Consider the following 16567-nt stretch of genomic DNA (forward strand, 5'->3'; position numbering starts at 1 on the left):
GTGACGGACGAGAGCGCCCGCGTGAAGCGCGTGGCATCGGTCATCGGGCTGCCGGCCGAGCATCGCGAGGAGTACGAGCGGCACCACGCCGCCGTATGGCCCGGGGTGCTCGAGCGGCTCGCGAAGAGCAACATCCACAACTACTCGATCTACCGCCACGGCGAGCTGCTGTTCGCCTACTTCGAGTACACCGGCGACGACTACGAGGCCGACATGGCAGCGATCGCGGCGGATGCCGAGACGCAGCGGTGGTGGGCCGTGCAGGAGCCGCTCCAGCGGCCCCTCGACGACCGCGCCGCCGGCGAGTGGTGGACCGAGATCCCGGAGATCTTCCATACCGACTGAGTCGCGGCATCCCGCCGCTGGATGAAGGGAACCCACACCCCATGCCGACCGATCGGCTCGAGGTCTACATCGGCCCGCACGGCTCCCACCACGGCATCGGCTCGCGCGGATACCCCGTGCGCGAGCTCGGACAGGCTCTCTCGCTCATCCGCGGGCGACGCGAGCCGGGACAGGATGCTGTCGTCTGGGTCTTCCCCGGCACCTACCGCATCGGCGAGACGCTCGTCCTCGGCCCAGAGGACTCGCGCACGACGGTCGCGGCGCTCGGCGACGGGGAGGCCGTCTTCGACGGCTCGGTCCGGGTGACCGGCTGGCAGGAGGTCGAGGTCGCGGGGCGGACCGTGTGGGCCGCTCCCCCGCCGGAGCGCGGCTTCGTGAGCCTGTACGTCGACGGCGAGCGCCGGCAGCGCCCGCGGTTCCCGCGCGGGGGCGAGCTGCGCATGCGTCGGCAGCGCGGCCTCGACGTGCGGGCGGACTTCGACGGGACGCTCTTCGACGGCTCCGACCGCTTCGAGGTCGAGGACGGCGATGTGCCCGACCTCGCCGACCTGGCGGCCGTCGAGGTCGTCGTGCCGCACTTCTGGGTGCAGGAGCGGATGCCGGTCTCCACGTTCGACCGCGACTCCGGCGAGATCGTGTCGACGCGGACGAGCATCTTCGCGCTGCGCGACGACGCGACGAAGAGGTTCGCGCGCTACTGGCTCGATAACGTCGCCGAGGCGTTCGGGGAGGTGCCGGGCGAGTGGTACCTCGACCGCTCCGGCGTGCTGACGGGTGCGCCGCGCCTGCTCTACGCGCCGCGGGACGGCGAGACGATCGAAGACACCGTCATCACGGTGCCGGGCCTCGAGCAGTTCGTGCGGGTGGAGGGCGATGCGGCCGCGGGCGAGGTCGTGCGCAGCATCCGGATCGAGGGCATCACGTTCCGCGGCGCGGGGTTCGAGGAGATGCCCGCCGCGCGTGCGCCGTTCGACGTGCGGGAGGACGGCCTGCTCCCCCGCGACGTCGACTTCGCGGCGGCCGTCCAGGGTGCGACCGAGGCGACGGCGGCGCTGAGCTACTCGGGCGCGCGCGACTGCGCGATCGTCGGGGGTGGGGTCACGCAGGTCGACGGGTATGCCATCTCGTTCCTCGAGGGCAGCCGCGGCAACGTCGTGAGCGGCGTGCACGTTCGCGACGTCGGAGCGGGGGCGGTGCGGATCGGCGGCGCCGGCGTCGCCTCGTCGCCGCTGTTCTCGCGGGCGAACGAGGTGAGCGACTCGCACCTGCACGCGGGCGGCCGGCTCTACCCGAACGCCGTCGCGGTGCTGCTGCAGCACGGCGCCGACAGCGTCGTCGCCCACAACGAGATCCACGACTTCTTCTACACGGGCATCTCGGTCGGCTGGACGTGGGACTACGTGCCCAGTGTGTCGACGGGCAACGACATCGCGTTCAACCACGTGCACGACATCGGGCAGGGCCGGCTCAACGACACCGGCGCGATCTACCTGCTCGGCATCGCACCGGGCACGCTCGTGCGCGGCAACCACGTGCACCATGTGCGGTGCCGCAACTACGGGGGCTGGGGCATCTACCTCGACCAGGGCTCATCGCACGTCGTCGTCGAGGGCAACACGGTGCACGACTGCAGCCACCAGGCCTTCCACGTCAACTACGGCCGAGAGAACACCGTGCGGCACAACGTCTTCGCGTACGGCGGGGAGAGCCAGGTCGCCGTCACGAAGCCCGAGGCGCACCGGCCGTTCACGTTCGAGCGCAACATCGTCGTGGGGGCCGGCACGCCCGCCTTCGCGGGCCGGCAGGACCACCGCGACATCCGCAACCTGACCCTCGACAGCGACCTCAACCTCTACTGGGACGCGAGTCCCGTTCCGGGTGCTCGCTTCGCGGCCAACGGCGGGTACTCCGGTGCGATGGAGTGGGAGCTCCGCGAGCCCGCCGACGAGGTCTGGCTCGCGGCGGGGCGGGACGCCCATTCCGTCTTCGCCGATCCCGGGTTCCGGGATGCCGCTGCCCGCGACCTGCGCGTGGTCCCGGGCGGCCCGGCCGAGGCGCTCGGTATCCAGGCTCCGGACCCGACGCGGGCCGGACCTCGGCCGGTCGAGGACCGCCGGCATCCCCTGGTGCGCCGGACGCGGGAGGACGCGCCCATCCCGGAGTGAGGGCCGGGGCGTTTGCGGGCGGGCCGACGGGCGGGGCTGCCGGGGGCTCCGGCCCGGCGCGGCGAGATGCCAGAACTTCTGGCGAATCGGCGTCGAGATGCCAGAAGTTCGGGTATCTCGGCCGCGAGCGGCGGGCCACTCGGGCGCGAGCGCTCGAGGGCCGGGCGGGACGGATGCCGCGGCCCGGCGCGTCGAGATGCCACAACTTCTGGCGAATCGGCGTCGAGATGCCAGAAGTTCGGGTATCTCGGCCGCTCGATGCCGGTCTGGCGTGCAGGGGCCGGCGCCGCGGGTCGGGATGTCGGAGTCCGGCGCGTAGGGTGAGGCCATGACAACCTCGCTGTCGCGCATCCGGTCGCTGCCGGCCGCGCGCGGCGGCGATCGAGCCGAGAGCGGCGCACGCGGGGTCGAGAGCGCACCCGCTCACGGAAGTCCGCTCGAGACGGAGTATCGGCCGCAGCGACCGCTCGATCTGGGCCGCACGGTGCTGTACCAGCGCCGCGGTGCGGGAGACCCGACCATGACGGTGGCCGGGTCCGTGATCTGGCGCGCGAGTCGCACGCCGGACGGTGTCGCGACACTCGCTCTGCGCGAATCCGCCTGCGGGGCGATCCGCGGCGCCGCCTGGGGCCCGGGTGCCGACTGGGCGCTCGCGCAGCTTCCCGCGCTGTGCGGCGCCGAGGACGACCCGGACGACTTCGATGCCGGCATCCATCCCCTCATCGCGGATGCGCACCACCGGACGCCCGGCCTGCGCCTCAGCCGCACCGACCTCCTTTTCGATGCCCTCGCGAGCGCGATCTTCGAGCAGAAGGTCACGGGCATGCAGGCGTTCGGCGCATGGCGGCGCATCGTGACGTGGTTCGGCGAGCGGACGCCGGGCCCCACGCCCAAGCCGATGTTCGCGCCGCCGACCATCGAGGGGTGGCGCGGCATCCCGTCCTGGGCGTGGCATCGTGCGGGGCTCGAGCCTCCGCAGTCCCGGACGGTCGTCGCGGCGGCGCAGCGCGGCGAGTCCATCGTGCGCGCCGTCTCGTCCGTCACGGCCGGAGAGGACCGCGAGCGCGTCCTCACGTCGCTGCCCGGCATCGGCCCGTGGACGAGCGCCGAGACGCGCATCCGCGCCTACGGCGACCCCGATGCAGTGAGCGTCGGCGACTACCACCTCGCTCACGAGGTCGGCTACGCGCTGACGGGGCGGCGGGTCGACGACGACGGGATGCTGGAACTCCTGGCCTCGTGGCCGGGTCACCGGCAGCGCGTCATCCGCCTCATCGGCGCGAGCGGCGTGCACGAGGCGCGGCGCGGGCCGCGCCTGCACCCCGAGGACCATCGCGCGCGCTGAGTCAAGCGCCTACCGGCGGATGGCGCGGGACGACAGGATGATGCCATGATCGAGCCTCTTCCCGACCTCCCGCCCGGCGTCCTCGGCTTCCGCGCCGTCGGCACCGTCGAGGCGTCCGACTACCGCACCGTGCTCAACCCGGCCGTGGATGCGCAGATCGCCGCGGGCAAGAAGGTCGACCTCGTGCTCGTCCTGGGCAAGGAGTTCGATCGGTACTCCCTGAGCGCCCTGTGGCAGGACGCGCTGATGGAGGGCAAGCCCGAGAACAGCTGGGGCCGCGTCGCTCTCGTGACGCACCACAAGGTCATCGGCGAGATCGTGCAGGGGCTCGCGTTCCTCCTGCCGGCGGAGTTCCGCCTGTTCAAGCTCGAGGACCTGGAGACCGCCGTCGAGTGGGTCGCGGCGCGGGCCACCTCGCCCTCGGCCTGACCTCTTGCGGATGTCGGAGGCCCCGACGACACTGGGACGCGCCGCGGGCCGGAGCGGCATCCCGAACCGACGAGCACAGGAGACGCGATGCCCAGCCTGAACCCCTACCTGTCCTTCAAGGACAACGCCCGCGACGCGATCGAGTTCTACCAGAGCGTCTTCGGCGGCGACCTGCAGATCTCGACCTTCGGCGACTACGAGGGCATGGTGCAGGACCCCGCCGAGAAGGACCTTGTGATGCACTCGCAGCTCACGAGCCCCGACGGCTTCGTGCTCATGGCGTCCGACACGCCGTCGAGCATGCCGTACCGCGAGCCGGGTGGCAGCTCGATCTCGGTGAGCGGCGACGACGAGGCCATGCTCCAGGGCTTCTGGGACGCCCTGTCGGCCGGCGGCACTGTCAAGATGCCGTACGAGACGCCGCCGTGGGGCGGTCGCTTCGGCATGCTCACCGACAAGTTCGGGATCGACTGGATGGTGGCGTACAGCCCCGCGCAGGAGTGAGACGGGATGCTGTCGCCGGCCGTGAACCGTTGGCCGGCCGGCAGCGGCGGGCCAGGCCGTGGCGCGCGGTCCGCGGCGCGCCAGGCCCGGGCGCGCGGGCTGCAGCGCCCCAGGCGGTGACGGACGGCCTGCGGCAGCGCGGCCGGCTCGCGGTGGGGCGCCCCCGGCTCGCGGTGACGCGCCCCGGCTCGCGGTGACGCGCCCTCGGCTCGAGGTGGGGCGCCCTCGGCGCGAGGTGGGGCGCCCCCGGCTCGCGGCGGGGCGCCCCCGGCTCGCGGTGACGCGCCCTCTGCGCGCGGGCTGCAGCGCCCTCGGCGGCCGGCTCGAGGTGGGGCGCCCTCGGCGCGCGGGCTGCAGCGCCCTCGGCTTGCGGTGGAGCGCCCTCGGCGCGCGGGCTGCAGCGCCCCAGGCGGTGACGGACGGCCTGCGGCGCGCTGCGGCGCAGCCGCACCCCTAGGCTGGCGGCATGACGCAATCGAGCGACGGCGGTCCGCGGCGGGGCTGGCCCCGCGGGCGCAAGCAGTGGCTCATCGGCACGATCGTGCTGCTCGCCGCGGGGGCGCTCGTCGGCCTCGTTCTCGGCAGCCTGCTGCTGGGACTCATGATCGCGGCCGTCGTGTCGATCGGGTGGCTCATGGCGTACGAGTCCTGGCGCGGCCGCGCGCCCGACCTGTACGACGACGATGATGACGGAGCGCGGCTCTAGGCGTTCCGCTCGGGCGCCTGCCGTCGTATCGTGACGGCAGGAGGTGTGCCATGCGAGCCACAGTGGGCGACCGGGTGCTGATCCACGGACGTGCGGTAGGGATGGCGGAGCGGACCGGCGAGGTCGTCGAGATCCGCGGCCACGAGTCGGACCCCCTGCTGGTCGTGCGCTTCGACGACGGGCACGAGGCGATCCTCTCACCCGGTTCGGATTGCGAGATCCTGCACGCCACGTGACGGTGCTCCGGCACCGGTAGCGTCGGGCGAGGATGCCATGCATCCCCGTCCGATCGCCGTGTAAAGGAGCAGCACCCATGAGGATCGCCGTCGCAGGTGGAACCGGTCAGGCAGGAGCTGCGGCGGTGGTCGCCGCGCGCGATCGCGGGCATGACGTCGTCGTGCTGGCGCGCTCGGCAGGTGTCGACCTCGTGCGGGGATCGGGCGTCGCCGCAGCGCTGGACGGCGTGGATGCTGTCATCGACGCGTCCGGCGTCCAGGGCAAGGACGATCCCACCGAGTTCCACCAGGCCGTCACGCGATCCCTCACGACCGAGGGCCGCCGCGCCGGGGTGCGACGGATCGTCGTCCTCTCGATCGTCGGGTGCGACCGCGTGCCGGGGTTCGCGCTCTATGCCGGGAAGGTCGCTCAGGAGCGCGCGACGGCGGGTGGCGGCATCCCGTTCACGATCGCCCGCGCGACGCAGTTCCACGAGTTCGCCCGGCAGGTGTGGGGCTTCGCGAAGGCTGGCCCGGTCCACCTCGCTCCGCGCGGCCGCACGCAGCCCGTCGCGGTGCGGGAAGTCGGCGCGCGCCTCGTCGATCTCGTGGAGGCCGACCCCGTGGAGGGCCGCGCCCCCGACTTCGCAGGTCCGCGCGAGGAGGACCTCGGCCACATGGTGCGCGCGTACGCGAAAGCCGCGGGCGAGCGGGGCCTGATCATCCCAGGGCTCGTTCCCGGCGCGCTCGGACGCGCCCAGCGCGACGGCTCGCTCCTCCCGGGACCGGACGCGGTCCTCGGCGTGCAGACCTTCCAGGAGTGGATCGCGGCGCTCGCGCGAGGGACCTGACCGGCCCCGCACGTCGCACCGGTGCCGAGCCGCCAGAAGATCTGGCGATTCGGCGCCGAATCACCAGAAGTTCTGGAGATTCGATGCCGGTTCGCGCACGTCCGCCGCGGCCGGGAAGTCCCTACATCTCCTCGTGGTGGTTCGGGTCGCCGTCCCACAGTCGGCCGCGCTCGAGCGCCGAGATCGCCGCGACCTCGTCATCCGTGAGCTCGAATCCGAAGACGTCCGCGTTCTCGATCTGGCGCGCCGGGTCGGCCGACTTCGGGATCGGCGTCGAGCCGAGCTGCACGTGCCAGCGCAGCACCGCCTGGGTCGGCGACACGCCGTGCGCCGCCGCAACCTCGCCGACGACGGACTCGCTCAGCAGCTCGGAGCGGCGGGCGAGGGGGCTCCAGCTCTCGGTGCGGATGCCGTGCTCGACGTGGAACGCCCGCAGGGCCGCCTGGGGGTAGTAGGGGTGCAGCTCGACCTGGTTGACGGCGGGCGTGACGCCCGTCTCATCGATGAGCTGCGTGAGCATCGCCTCGGTGAAGTTCGAGACGCCGATCGAGCCGACGAGGCCGCCCTCGCGCAGCGCGATCATCGCCTGCCACGTCTCGAGGTACTTGCCGACGCTCGGGTTCGGCCAGTGGATGAGGTACAGGTCGATGCGCTCGAGTCCGAGCGAGGCCAGCGACTTCTCCGCGCTCGCCATGGTCGCGTCGTAGCCGTGGTCCCGGCCGGGGATCTTCGTCGTGACGATGAGCTCGTCGCGCGCGACCCCCAGCTCGTCGCCGGCCCGGCGCACGGCGGCGCCGACCTCGGGTTCGTTCTGGTAGTTGACCGCCGAGTCCAGCAGCCGGTAGCCGTTGGAGATCGCCGCGACGATGGAGTCGGTCCCTTCGTCACCGCGCAGGTTGTAGGTGCCGAGTCCGAGCTCCGGGAATGCCGTGCCGTCGTTGAGTTTCACAGTGGGAATCGTGGGCATCCTCCCATCCTGCCCCTCCCCCGCCGACGGCGGGCGCCCAGTGGCGCCTACGCCTCGAGAGGATGCCCGTCCAGGAGCCGCCGGATGGTCGTGAGCACGCCGCGCTCGAGGTTCGACGGGGCCTGGTGGCGGGCCCGGGCCAGCACGTCGGGGTGCGCGTTGGCCATGGCGAACGAGTAGCCGGCGGCATCCATGAGCTCGAGGTCGTTGAGGTAGTCGCCGAACGCGGCGGTCTGCTCGCGTGTGACGCCGAGCGCCGCCTGCAGCCGCTCGAGCGCGACGCCCTTGTTGACGCCGAGGTTCATGACGTCGATCCAGTGCTGCCCCGACACGACGACCTGATGCGTCTCGCGCAGGTCGGCCAGGCGCGGCGCCGTCGAGGTCTCGGCGACGGCGAAGTCGAAGATCGCGAGCTTGAGCACCTGGTCGTCGGCTTGGAGCAGATCGTCGACGACCTCGAGCTTCGCGTAGTACTTCTCGCACTCCTCGAGGAACGCGGCATCCTTCCGCTCGATGTACGCCGACCGCTTGCCGCACACGACGAGCCCCGCGTCGAAGCCCTCGGCCACGAGCTCCCGCACGCGGTGGACGACGGATGCCGCGAACTGGGCATCCATCGCGTCCGAGCCGATCTCGGCATCGCCTCGGACGACGTACGCGCCGTTCTCGGCGATGTATACGACATCGTCGCGGGCGTGGTCGAACGATCGTCGGAGGGTCGCGAGCTGGCGTCCGCTCGCGGGCGCGAAGAGGATGCCGCGCTCGTCGAGCTCGTCCAGCAACGGCCACAGCTCGTCCGGGATGTTGCCCTCGCCGTCCAGGAGCGTCCCGTCCATGTCGACGGCGATGAGGCGGATGTCGTGGTGCACGGGTTCCGCGCCGCCGCCGCCGGCGAGCCGCCAGCGCTCCATGTGCGGCCCGAGCCCGAGCGCCGCAGCAGCCTCGAGATGGTCCGGCGTGTCGACGTCGCGGCGCAGCGTCGAGTCGGCGGGAACATCGAGCACGGCGCAGCCGAGCGCGACGTGGCGCTGGAGCGACGAAGCGCCGAAGGCGGAAGCCCACGGCACATCCGCGCGCGCCGTCACGAGCGTCGACCCGTCGCCCTCGGCATCCGGAACCACACCCCGGTCGACGGCGTCGGCGAGCCTCAGCGCGTGCGACAGCTCGCCGGGGCGCAGGGCGGCGAGGTCGGCGAGCAGCGCCGCACGCGGCTGCGACACCGGGATCGACGCCATGGCCGCCTCCACAGCGGCGTTCGGGCCGCTGCGCACGCGATCCTCGACGATCACGACGCCGGGCGGGACGGATGCCGTCAGCCCGTCGTCGTCGGTCACGACGACGACGCGAGCCACCGCCTGGCACGCGGCGACCGCCTCGATCGTGTCGAGCGCGATCGCGCGGGCGAGGCCGGGACCGGCATCCCGCAGCCCCGCGAGCCTCGACTTCGCGCGACCGGCGTTCTTGACCGGGAGGACGACCGTCCAGCCGGTGCGGTCTGCGATCGTCATGAGAACCGCTCCCGCAGGCGCGGCAGGATCTCTTCGCCGTAGCGCCGGAGGAAGTCGGCCTGATCGGCGCCGGGGTCGTGGAAGACCAGGTGGCGGAAGCCGAGCCCGATGTACCAGGCGATGCGCTCGATGTGCTCGTCGGGGTCGTCCGAGACGATGAACCGGGATGCGGCGCGCTCGATCGGCAGCGCCTCGCCGAGCCGCTGCATCTCGAGGGGGTCGTCGACGCCCATCTTCTCCTCGGGGCTGAGCGCGAGCGGCGCCCAGAACCGGGTCTTCTCCATCGCCACATCGCGCGAAGGGTGGTAGGAGACCTTGATCTCCATCAGTGTGTCGATCGCGCCCTCGGGCCGCCCCGCCTTCTGCAGCCCCTCATGAAGGGCAGGCAGCAGCGTGTCGGTGTACAGCTCGCGCTTCTTGCCGCTGGTCGTGATGAACCCGTCCGCGATCCGGCCCGCCAGCCGCGTCGCGGCGGGGCCGGCCGCGCCGATGTAGATCGGCACGGGGTCGTCCATCTTGTCGTAGATCGTGATGTTGCGGGTCGTGTAGAACTCGCCCTCGAAGTTCACCCGATCCTCCGACCACAGCCGCCGGATCAGGCCGATCGACTCCTTCAGCCGGCGGAACCGCTCGGGCGGGTCGGGCCACGGGATGCCGAGATTCGCCTCGTTCAGCGCCTCACCCGTGCCCACCCCGAGGATCACCCGCCCCGGGTACATGACCCCGAGCGTCGCGAAGTCCTGCGCGACGACGGTCGGGTTGTAGCGGAACGTCGGGGTCAGCACCGACGTGCCGATCAGCACGCGCGACGTCTTCGCGCCGAGCGCGCCGAGCCACGGGACGGATGCCGGGGCGTGGCCGCCCTCGTGCAGCCAGGGCTGCAGATGGTCCGACACGAACACCGAGTCGAACCCCACCTCCTCCGCGAGGATCGCGTAGTCCAGCAGCTCGGTCGGCCCGAACTGCTCGGCCGAGGCCTTGTAGCCGAACCGGATCGGCACCGTCATGCTCGCCCTCTCTCCGCCGGCACGCCCGGCATCCGTGTCTGCGTCGCCGCGATCTCCAGCTCCGAGCCGTCCGCCTCCGCGAGCACGCCGCGATAGTCCGCGACGGTCCCGGGCCACACGAGGGTGAGCCGGCGCGAGCGCTCGTCGACGTACCAGCTGCGGCATCCGCCCGTGAGCCACGGGGTGCCCGCGGCCCGCTCGTCGACCATCCGCGTGTACTCCTGCTCCGCCTCGGGACGCGCACGCACGATCCCGCCCGCGGGTCGCCGCGCGAGCACCGCGGCGGCATACTCGGCCTGCGCCTCGAGCATCAGAACGGACGACGTGTGGCCGAGCGAGGCGTTGGGGCCGTTCAGCACGAAGAGGTTCGGGAACCCGGGCACGACGGTGGACGCGTACGAGGTCATACCGCAGGACCAGTGCTCCTCGAGCGTCGCGCCGTGCTCGCCACGCACGAAGGCCGCGTACGGCTGGCGCGTCGTCTGGAAGCCCGTCGCGAGGACGATGGCGTCGATTCCCCCGTAGCGGGCTCCGGATGCTGCCACGAGGTCGTCCCCGTCCACCGCGGCGAGCGCGCTGGGCTCGAGCGCGACGCGCCCCGACGCGAGGGCCGGGTAGAAGTCGTCCGACAGCAGCACGCGCTTGCAGCCGAAGGCGTAGTCGGGTGTGAGGAGGGCGCGCAGAGCGGGATCCGGGACCTGGGCCTCGAGGTGTGCGCACGCGGCGGCTTGGGCGGCAGCGGCATCCGGTCCGCCCGAGCGGGACGAGAACCGCGCCTCGCCCTCGGCGTCGAGCCGGGCACGCAGCGCCGCGAGGTGCTCGGGATGCTGGGCGAAGCGCTTGCGCTCCTCCGCGGTGTACGAGCGCCCGCCGCGGGGGACGATCCACGGCGCGCTGCGCTGGAAAAGTGTGACGGCCGCGGCCCGGCGCGCGAGCTCGGGCACGACCTGCACGGCACTCGCGCCGGAGCCGACGACGGCGACGTGGCGCCCGTCGAGGTCGGCCGCGGCATCCCATCGTGCCGTATGGAAGATCGGCCCAGGGAATGCCTCGAGCCCGTCGACGGCGGGGATGCGCGGCTCGGCGAGGCGCCCGCACGCGAGGACGAGGACTTCGGCGTCGATTTCGAACGGGCTCGTTCCGCCGAACGACAGGAGCCAACGACCGGCCTCCCACGCGACGTCCAGGAGCGGCGCACCGAACGTGATCGAGGGCCTGAGCTGCTCGCACTCGACGACGCGCTCGAGGTACGCCTGGATCTCGGCGCCGGGCGCGAACTCCGCCGACCAGCTCGGCTCGGGATGCCGCGCGAAGCCGTACAGGTGCGATGGGACGTCACAGGCGACGCCGGGGTACGTGTTGTCGCGCCACGTGCCGCCGACCCGCTCGGCGCGCTCGAACACAGCGATGTCGTGGCCTGCGTCGCGCAGTGTCATCGCCGCCGCGAGGCCGGCGAAGCCGGCGCCCACGATCGCGACCTCGACCGTCCGGCGGCTCATCGGGTCACCTCGCGGTAGTCGGTCGTGCGCTCGCGCAGCGGCCGGAAGATCCGGCCGACGCGTGCCGAGGCCTCGCCGAACGGGAACTCGAGGCCCTGCTCGATCCCGGTGTCGGGGCGCACGCGGCCGTCGAGGAGCGTCCCGCCGAGGTCGTCGCCGCCCGCCCGCAGCAACTCGACCGCAAGGTCTCGGCCGTGCCGCGTCCACGGGATCTGGATGTGACGGATGCTGCCCGCGAGCATGAGCCGCGAGACGGCGATCATCGCGCGATGTTCGTCGGCCGGGGCGCGCCCTGCCACGAGCGGGGTGCCATAGCCGGGCAGCGGGATGGGCACGAACTCGGTGAAGCCGCTCGTCCGGTCCTGGATCCCTCGAAGCGTGCGCAGATGCGCGACGCGCTCCCCCGCCGTCTCGACGTGGCCGTAGAACAGGACCGACGTCGAGCGCAGCCCCGCGCGGTGCGCCGCCGTGATCGTCTCGATCCATCGATCGATCTCGAGGTCGCCCGGGGCGATTTCCGCGCGCACGCGCTCGCTGAGGACCTTCACACCAGTGCCCGGCACCGTCTTGACGCCCGCCGCCTTGAGCGCTTCGAACGCCTCGTCGAGCCCGAGGCCCGCGCGGTCGCAGAGGTCCGCGACATCCTGCGGCCGATACGCGTGCAGGTGGAGGCCCGCCTCGGCGGCGGAGATCGTGCGGATCAGGTCGAGGTACAGCCCGGGGTCCTCGGTCGGAGGCAGCACGCCCTGCACGCACAGCTCGGTGGCGCCGAGGTCGGCGGCATCGTGCGCGATCGCGGCGGCGTCGGCGAGACCGAACTCGGGCGGCGCTTCGGGCTCGGACCGGAGGTGGCTCGACGTCAGGTTGCGGTTGGCGACCATGCTCACCGCCTCGCCCACGGTGTAGCGGCGGACGTCGTCGGCGGTGCCCACGAGAGCCTCGAGGTCGTCCCCCGTCGCAGTGAGGAGCGCCTCCCACTCGGCGTCGTCGAGCGCGGTGGGGTCGTCGGCCGCGCGCGCGGCGAGGCGGCCGAGGGCCGAATCACCGGTCGTTGAGCGAGGAGCGGAGCGAAGAGACGAAACGCCCGAGCCAGCGGGCAAGACGTGATCGGCGGGTTCGGCGCGTTTCGTCTCGCTGAATCGCGGTTCCTGAGCGAGCGAAGCGAGTCGAAGGGCGCTCAACGACCGGGGGTAGCCCGCGGGCGGCGCCGGGTGGACAGCATCCGTCATCGCCAGTCCCGTCTCGGGATCCGCGAGCCGGGCCACGGCGTCGTGCAGGCCCGCGTCGATCCACCGGTCCGCGTCGCGCACGAACTCGGGATGCGCCGTGAGCCGCTCCTGCAGGTCGAATCCGGATGCCGCGGTCAGCGTCGCGAGGTCGTCGAGGTGCGGCCACGGGCGTTCGGGATTGACGTGGTCCGCCGTGAGGGGCGACACGCCGCCCCAGTCGTCGACGCCGGCGCGGACGAGCAGGTCGAGCTCGGCCGGGTCGCTGAGGTTCGGCGGGGCCTGGATGCGCATGCGCGGGCCGAGCACGATCCTCGCGACGGCGACCGTCGCGAGGTACTCGAGCAGCTCGGCATCCGGTGCCGACCGCATCGCGGTGCCCGGCTTCGCGCGGAAGTTCTGGACGATGACCTCCTGCACGTGGCCGTGCTCGGCGTGCAGGTCGCGCAGCGCGATGAGCGACTCGGCGCGGTCGCGGACGGTCTCTCCGATGCCGACGAGGATGCCGGTCGTGAACGGGATGCCGGCGGCTCCGGCATCCGCGACGACCTGCAGCCGGACGGCAGGGTCCTTGTCCGGAGAGCCGTAGTGGGCACCGCCGGGCTGCTCGTAGATCGCGCGCGACGTGGTCTCGAGCATCATGCCCATCGACGGCGCCGTCGGCCTCAGCGCAGCCAGCTCGGACGCCGTCATGACGCCGGGGTTGAGGTGCGCGAGCAGTCCCGTCTCGGCCGTGATGAGGCGCGCCGCATGGCCGACATAGTCCAGCGTCGAGGCGAAGCCGTGCTCGTCGAGCCACGCGCGAGCCTCGGGCCAGCGGTCCTCGGGGCGATCGCCGAGGGTGAGGAGAGCCTCCTTGCACCCGAGCTCCGCCCCCGCGCGGACGACGCGGAGGATCTGCTCGTCCGACATGTACATCGGCGCGCGCTTGAGCTTCAGCTGCCCCGGGGTGTCGACGAAGACGCAGTAGTGGCAGCGGTCGCGGCACAGCGTCGTGAGCGGCACGAACACCTTGCGCGAATACGTGATGACGCCGGGGCGCCCGGCTGCCTCGAGGCCTTCGTCGCGCAGCGTCGAAGCGAGCGCGAGCAGGCGGTCGAACTCGTCGCCGCGTGACGCGAGCAGGCGCTCGGCGTCATCGACCGTGAGCGCGGTGGAGACAGAGGATGTGACGAACGACGGCATGACGACAGCCGTGTTCAGAGGGCCGCGGCGAAGGCTTCGTCGTAGATCGAGAGCGCCTGCGCGACTTCGTCGTCGGTGACGACGCACGGCGGCACGACGTGGATGCGGTTGTCGACGACGAAGGGCAGGAGGCCGCGGGCGACCAGCTCGCCCTTGACCTTGCCGATTCCGGCGGCGGAGAGCGGCTCTCGGGTCTCGCGGTCGGCGACGAGCTCGAGCGCCCAGAAGACGCCCTCGCCGCGGACCTCGCCGATCGCCTCGTGTCGCTCTGCGAGCTCGAGCAGGCCTGGTCCGATCGCCTCGGCACCGACCCGGCGCGCGTTGTCGACGATGCCCTCGGACTCCATCGCGTCCAGCGCCCCGACGATCGACGCGGCCGCGAGCGGATGGCCGCTGTAGGTCAGGCCGCCGGGGAAGACGCGCTCGTCGAAGGTCGCCGCGATGGGCTCCGGGATGATGACGCCGCCGACGGGCACGTAGCCCGAATTGACGCCCTTCGCGAAGGTGATGAGGTCGGGAACGACGTCGTAGCCCTGGAACGCGAACCAGCGCCCCGTGCGTCCGAAGCCCGCCATGACCTCGTCGAGGATGAGGAGGATGCCGTACTTGTCGGCGAGCGCGCGGACACCCGCGAGGTACCCGGGCGGCGGAATGAGGATGCCGGCCGTCCCGGGCACGGACTCGAGCAGGATCGCGGCGATCGAGGCCGGCCCCTCGGACTGGATGACGCGCTCGAGGTGGTGCAGCGCGCGGGCGCCCTCCTCCTCGGGCGTCGTCGCCCAGAACTCCGAGCGGTAGAGGTACGGGCCGAAGAAGTGCACGTGACCGCGCGCGAACTCGTTGGGCACGCGGCGCCAGTCTCCCGTCGCGACGATCGCGGCGCCCGTGTTGCCGTGGTACGAGCGGTACGTCGAGAGGACCTTGTCGCGGCCCGTGTGCAGGCGCGCCATGCGGATGGCGTTCTCGATCGCGTCGGCGCCGCCGTTGGTGAAGAAGACCTTCGCGAAGCCCTCCGGCGCGCGGGCGACGATGCGCTTGGCCGCTTCGCCGCGGGCGAGGTTCGCCGCCGACGGGCCGATCGTCGCGAGGAGGTCGGCCTGGCGGTGGATCGCGTCTACGACGGCGGGATGCTGGTGACCGATGTTGACGTTGACGAGCTGGCTCGAGAAGTCGAGGTAGCGCTTGCCCGCGTGGTCCCACACGGTGCTGCCCGAGCCGCCCGCGATGACGACGGGCGAGAGCGCCCCCTGCGCCGACCACGAATGGAAGACGTACTCGCGGTCGAGCCGCGCCGTCAGCTCATCCAGATCCGTGGTGGCTTCGCTCATGGTCATGTCTGCCATTCTCGCGCTCTCGGGGGACATGTGGGTCGACGGGCCGCGTACCGGCCGGACCCCGGGGGCACGGCCGGTAGGCGGCATCCGTCCTACTGCCCGCCCTCGGTGAGGGTCACGTCGATCGGGGTGTAGTCCCCCGACACGTCGACGCCTTCGTCCGCGAGCGCGGCCAGCGCCGCCTCGATGTACTGATTGGAGTACGCCGTGTCGGACGGCTCGGTCGTAATGAGGTTGAGGCCGTCCTGGTTGACGGCCGAGAGCGCGCCGGCGACGGTCTTGTCCCACGCCGCCTGGTCGACGACGCCGAAGTCGGCGCCCGTCCAGATGAGCTTGTTGACCTCGTTCATCTGCCACAGCTGGTGGACGGGGCCGACGGGGAAGGCCGCCTCGGCGTTCGCGGCGATGTCGTAGACGATCTCGGCCGCCTCCTCGGGGTTGTCGCGCGCGAACAGCCAGCCCTTCGTGATGGCCTTGAGGAAGCGCACGGCGGCGTCGGCGTAGGCCGGGTCTTCGAGGCGCTCGGTGTCGGCCCAGATGGCGTCCTGAAGCATGGCGCCCTCGGTGTCCTCGTACGAGACGACGTCGAAGTCCTCGGGCTGGTAGAGCTCGCCCGTGTCGGGATTGACGACCTCGAGGATCTGCGCCCACTCGTTGTACGTCATCGCCTGCGCGGCGTCGACGTCCCTGTCGAGGAGGGCGTTCATGTCGAAGCCCTGAGTCGTGATCGAGACCGTCGTCGAGTCGAGGCCCTCGGCGGCCATCGCGGCGAAGATCTCCCACTCGTTGCCGAAGCCCCACGAGCCGATCTTCTTGCCTTCGAAGTCGGCGACGCTCGAGATGCCGTCGCCGGCCCACGAGACCTGCAGCGTCCCGGACTTCTGGAACACCTGCGCGATGTCGGTGAGCTCGACGCCGGCTCCTTCGAGCGTCCCGAGGACCTTCGGCACCCACGCGATGGCGAAGTCGGCGTCGCCCGCGACGAGCGCGTCCTGGGGGACGATGTCGCCGCCGGACGGGATGATCTCGACCTCGTCGAAGCCCTCCTCCTCGAAGTAGCCCTTCTCCTGCGCGAGGTAGTAGCCCGCGAACTGGGCCTGCGGCAGCCACTGCAGCTGGAGCCTGATCGACGTGAGCGGCTCGAAGTCGCCGTCGTCCGGCGAGTCCGTCTCGTCCGGTGAACCGGAACCCGAGCAGGCCGCGAGCGCGAGCGATGCGATGGCGACGGTGGACGCGGCGGCGAGGCCGCGACGGATGCTGTGTCTCATGCTGTTCCTTTCC

The 16567-nt window shown here is 72.0% G+C and carries 15 protein-coding genes; 8 read left to right on the plus strand and 7 right to left on the minus strand.

Annotation, left to right across the window (positions count from 1 at the left end):
• From ABZ477_RS06400 to ABZ477_RS06435, 8 genes are all read left to right on the plus strand, one after another.
• Positions 1 to 345, plus strand: coding sequence for an L-rhamnose mutarotase (locus tag ABZ477_RS06400; RefSeq protein ID WP_360129583.1), 345 nt, complete (start codon positions 1 to 3; stop codon positions 343 to 345).
• Between the two features lie 41 nt (positions 346 to 386).
• Entirely contained in the window at positions 387 to 2510 is a 2124-nt protein-coding gene (locus tag ABZ477_RS06405) for a right-handed parallel beta-helix repeat-containing protein (RefSeq protein ID WP_360129586.1), read from the plus strand.
• A gap of 328 nt (positions 2511 to 2838) precedes the next feature.
• Positions 2839 to 3855 carry a DNA-3-methyladenine glycosylase 2 family protein gene (locus ABZ477_RS06410; protein WP_360129589.1) on the plus strand — a complete coding sequence of 339 codons (1017 nt, stop codon included), beginning with the start codon at positions 2839 to 2841 and terminating at the stop codon, positions 3853 to 3855.
• Between the two features lie 45 nt (positions 3856 to 3900).
• Positions 3901 to 4284 carry an STAS/SEC14 domain-containing protein gene (locus tag ABZ477_RS06415; RefSeq protein ID WP_360129591.1) on the plus strand — a complete coding sequence of 128 codons (384 nt, stop codon included), beginning with the start codon at positions 3901 to 3903 and terminating at the stop codon, positions 4282 to 4284.
• 87 nt (positions 4285 to 4371) lie between these two features.
• Positions 4372 to 4788 carry a VOC family protein gene (locus tag ABZ477_RS06420; RefSeq protein WP_360129594.1) on the plus strand — a complete coding sequence of 139 codons (417 nt, stop codon included), beginning with the start codon at positions 4372 to 4374 and terminating at the stop codon, positions 4786 to 4788.
• Positions 4789 to 5254: 466 nt separating this feature from the next.
• Positions 5255 to 5494, plus strand: a complete 240-nt coding sequence (locus ABZ477_RS06425; RefSeq protein WP_360129597.1) for a hypothetical protein — start codon at positions 5255 to 5257, stop codon at positions 5492 to 5494.
• Positions 5495 to 5544: 50 nt separating this feature from the next.
• On the plus strand, positions 5545 to 5730 hold the full coding sequence (locus ABZ477_RS06430; protein WP_360129600.1) for a DUF1918 domain-containing protein: 186 nt from the start codon (positions 5545 to 5547) through the stop codon (positions 5728 to 5730).
• A 77-nt stretch (positions 5731 to 5807) separates the two neighbouring features.
• On the plus strand, positions 5808 to 6560 hold the full coding sequence (locus tag ABZ477_RS06435; protein ID WP_360129603.1) for an NAD(P)H-binding protein: 753 nt from the start codon (positions 5808 to 5810) through the stop codon (positions 6558 to 6560).
• A gap of 121 nt (positions 6561 to 6681) precedes the next feature.
• On the opposite strand, the gene ABZ477_RS06440 is transcribed toward ABZ477_RS06435, so the two are convergent.
• From ABZ477_RS06440 to ABZ477_RS06470, 7 genes are all read right to left on the minus strand, one after another.
• A complete protein-coding gene (locus ABZ477_RS06440; protein ID WP_360129606.1) occupies positions 6682 to 7527 on the minus strand; it encodes an aldo/keto reductase in 846 nt (281 codons plus the stop codon).
• Positions 7528 to 7574: 47 nt separating this feature from the next.
• Positions 7575 to 9035 (minus strand): Cof-type HAD-IIB family hydrolase, encoded by a 1461-nt coding sequence (locus ABZ477_RS06445; RefSeq protein ID WP_360129609.1) that lies wholly within the window; start codon positions 9033 to 9035, stop codon positions 7575 to 7577.
• On the minus strand, positions 9032 to 10042 hold the full coding sequence (fgd, locus tag ABZ477_RS06450; RefSeq protein WP_360129612.1) for a glucose-6-phosphate dehydrogenase (coenzyme-F420): 1011 nt from the start codon (positions 10040 to 10042) through the stop codon (positions 9032 to 9034). Before fgd ends, ABZ477_RS06445 begins: the two co-directional genes overlap by 4 nt.
• Positions 10039 to 11541: an NAD(P)/FAD-dependent oxidoreductase gene (locus tag ABZ477_RS06455; RefSeq protein WP_360129615.1), complete on the minus strand. Its 1503-nt coding sequence runs from the start codon at positions 11539 to 11541 to the stop codon at positions 10039 to 10041. Before ABZ477_RS06455 ends, fgd begins: the two co-directional genes overlap by 4 nt.
• Positions 11538 to 13952, minus strand: coding sequence for a 7,8-didemethyl-8-hydroxy-5-deazariboflavin synthase CofG (cofG, locus tag ABZ477_RS06460; protein ID WP_360129618.1), 2415 nt, complete (start codon positions 13950 to 13952; stop codon positions 11538 to 11540). The genes ABZ477_RS06455 and cofG overlap by 4 nt, the downstream gene beginning before the upstream one ends.
• Before the next feature lie 14 nt (positions 13953 to 13966).
• A complete protein-coding gene (locus tag ABZ477_RS06465; RefSeq protein WP_360129841.1) occupies positions 13967 to 15280 on the minus strand; it encodes an aspartate aminotransferase family protein in 1314 nt (437 codons plus the stop codon).
• A 98-nt stretch (positions 15281 to 15378) separates the two neighbouring features.
• Entirely contained in the window at positions 15379 to 16554 is a 1176-nt protein-coding gene (locus ABZ477_RS06470) for an ABC transporter substrate-binding protein (RefSeq protein ID WP_360129621.1), read from the minus strand.
• Positions 16555 to 16567: the final 13 nt, after the last annotated feature.

This window comes from Microbacterium sp. NPDC019599 (genome assembly GCF_040632175.1).
GTDB lineage: Bacteria > Actinomycetota > Actinomycetes > Actinomycetales > Microbacteriaceae > Microbacterium.

What these genes read in the sequence shown, in the direction of transcription:
- ABZ477_RS06405 (WP_360129586.1), top strand. Translation starts at nt 387, where the DNA reads ATGCCGACCGATCGGCTCGAGGTCTACATCGGCCCGCACGGCTCCCAC.
- ABZ477_RS06410 (WP_360129589.1), top strand. Translation starts at nt 2,839, where the DNA reads ATGACAACCTCGCTGTCGCGCATCCGGTCGCTGCCGGCCGCGCGCGGC.
- ABZ477_RS06415 (WP_360129591.1), top strand. Translation starts at nt 3,901, where the DNA reads ATGATCGAGCCTCTTCCCGACCTCCCGCCCGGCGTCCTCGGCTTCCGC.
- ABZ477_RS06420 (WP_360129594.1), top strand. Translation starts at nt 4,372, where the DNA reads ATGCCCAGCCTGAACCCCTACCTGTCCTTCAAGGACAACGCCCGCGAC.
- ABZ477_RS06425 (WP_360129597.1), top strand. Translation starts at nt 5,255, where the DNA reads ATGACGCAATCGAGCGACGGCGGTCCGCGGCGGGGCTGGCCCCGCGGG.
- ABZ477_RS06430 (WP_360129600.1), top strand. Translation starts at nt 5,545, where the DNA reads ATGCGAGCCACAGTGGGCGACCGGGTGCTGATCCACGGACGTGCGGTA.
- ABZ477_RS06435 (WP_360129603.1), top strand. Translation starts at nt 5,808, where the DNA reads ATGAGGATCGCCGTCGCAGGTGGAACCGGTCAGGCAGGAGCTGCGGCG.
- ABZ477_RS06440 (WP_360129606.1), bottom strand. Translation starts at nt 7,527, where the DNA reads ATGCCCACGATTCCCACTGTGAAACTCAACGACGGCACGGCATTCCCG.
- ABZ477_RS06445 (WP_360129609.1), bottom strand. Translation starts at nt 9,035, where the DNA reads ATGACGATCGCAGACCGCACCGGCTGGACGGTCGTCCTCCCGGTCAAG.
- fgd (WP_360129612.1), bottom strand. Translation starts at nt 10,042, where the DNA reads ATGACGGTGCCGATCCGGTTCGGCTACAAGGCCTCGGCCGAGCAGTTC.
- ABZ477_RS06455 (WP_360129615.1), bottom strand. Translation starts at nt 11,541, where the DNA reads ATGAGCCGCCGGACGGTCGAGGTCGCGATCGTGGGCGCCGGCTTCGCC.
- cofG (WP_360129618.1), bottom strand. Translation starts at nt 13,952, where the DNA reads ATGCCGTCGTTCGTCACATCCTCTGTCTCCACCGCGCTCACGGTCGAT.
- ABZ477_RS06465 (WP_360129841.1), bottom strand. Translation starts at nt 15,280, where the DNA reads ATGAGCGAAGCCACCACGGATCTGGATGAGCTGACGGCGCGGCTCGAC.
- ABZ477_RS06470 (WP_360129621.1), bottom strand. Translation starts at nt 16,554, where the DNA reads ATGAGACACAGCATCCGTCGCGGCCTCGCCGCCGCGTCCACCGTCGCC.